This window comes from Methylobacterium sp. WL18 (genome assembly GCF_008040015.1).
GTDB classification, from domain to species: domain Bacteria; phylum Pseudomonadota; class Alphaproteobacteria; order Rhizobiales; family Beijerinckiaceae; genus Methylobacterium; species Methylobacterium mesophilicum.
This window is the reverse complement of the sequence record NZ_VRVD01000937.1, coordinates 1-1,360: the sequence shown is the minus strand read 5'-3', so window position 1 is coordinate 1,360 and position 1,360 is coordinate 1. Positions and strand designations below refer to the sequence as shown.

General features: G+C 75.8%; 1 protein-coding gene. It reads right to left on the bottom strand.

Translation table 11 applies throughout. From position 1 onward, the window contains the following. The coding region (locus FV228_RS29870; protein WP_246694081.1) for a cache domain-containing protein at positions 1-1,079 on the bottom strand (1,079 nt) is incomplete at its 3' end. Between the last annotated feature and the right edge of the window lie 281 nt (positions 1,080-1,360).

Below are 1,360 nucleotides of genomic sequence, written 5' to 3'. Positions count from 1 at the left end.
GCCAGATCCCGCAGCGGCCGGGCGATCAGGCCGGCGAGCAGCCACGCGAGCACGGCCGCGGCGAGCGCCACGGCACTGCCCGCGGCCAGGATGTTCCAGCGCAGGGCCGCCACCGAGGCCAGGGCCCGGTCCGCGCTCTGGCGCACCACGACCTGCCAGCCGAGGCCGGGATAATCGCGCTCGCCGTGCGTGCGGGCGCTCGCGCTGAGATAGCCGGCGGCGGCGTCGGGCCAGGGTCCGACCCGGCTCGTGCCCTGCGGGTCGAGGGAGCGCCCGCCGGACAGCACGGTTTCGGGGAGGCGGTTGCCCTGAAGGGACGGCGGCCCGAGCAGCACGGTGCCGTCGCGGGCGAGGATCAGGATCTCGGCGCCGCCGCGATGGCTCCGGAGCGAGCCTTCGAGGGTGCGCGCCATATCGCGCGCCCAGACCCAGTCGAGATGGGCGGCCAGCACCCCGACGAAGCGCCCGCCCGCGTCCCTGACCGGGGCGGCGAGGTCGAGGAGGCGCAGAGGCTCGTGGATCGCGGGCTCGTGGATCGCGGGCTCGTGGATGACCGGCTCGCGGACCGCCGGATCGCGGGCCGCGGGCGCCAGCACGGCCTGCAGAAGCTTGGCCGGGTGCACGTCCCCCACGAACGGCCGCTCGCGGGCCTCCTGGAAATAGGCGCGGCCGGAGACGTCCGCCCCCTCCAGCGCGCCGATGCTGGTGATCGCGACGCGCCCGTCCGGGTCGATCAGCCCGATGATCGAGTAGGCCGGGTAGGTCTCCTGGAGGCGCCGCATCACGGCGCGCTTGGCGTCGGCCCCGGCCCCGGGATCGCGCAGGCTGTCGGAGGCGGCCGCGATCTGGATGTCGCGCCAGCGCTCGAACATGCCGAGATCGAGGCTGCGCGCCATCTGTCCGGCGATCTCGGCGAGCTGGCCGCCGACCTCGGCCTCGAGCCGGCGCGTCGCCTCGCGGCTCACCAGGATGGCCAGCGCCAGGGCGGCGAGGAACCCGAGCGTCCCGAAGCCCAGGGCCAGCGCGAGGCGCAGCCGCGGCACCCTGGGTGTCCGGCGGCCGGAGGCGACCAGGTCCACCGGACTGGCTTGCGATCCCGACGCCGCTGCAGGGCCCGACCGGGCGACCGCTTGCATCCACTTCCCCCGGCCCGGTCGGTCCGACCCCCGGGTCGAGGCGGGTCGCGTCCGTGCCCGCCCGTCTCAGCACGCGCAGGGGGGCTCAGCAAGACCGTATCGCGACCTGAGCCGCGGTTCGTGCAACTGCATGTTGCGGCGATGCATCCGTGCACCGCGGCCTTTCGTGCGCGACCGTGCGCGACGCCCCGTCGCCGGGCCTCAGCCCCCGAGCAGCGCGTGCG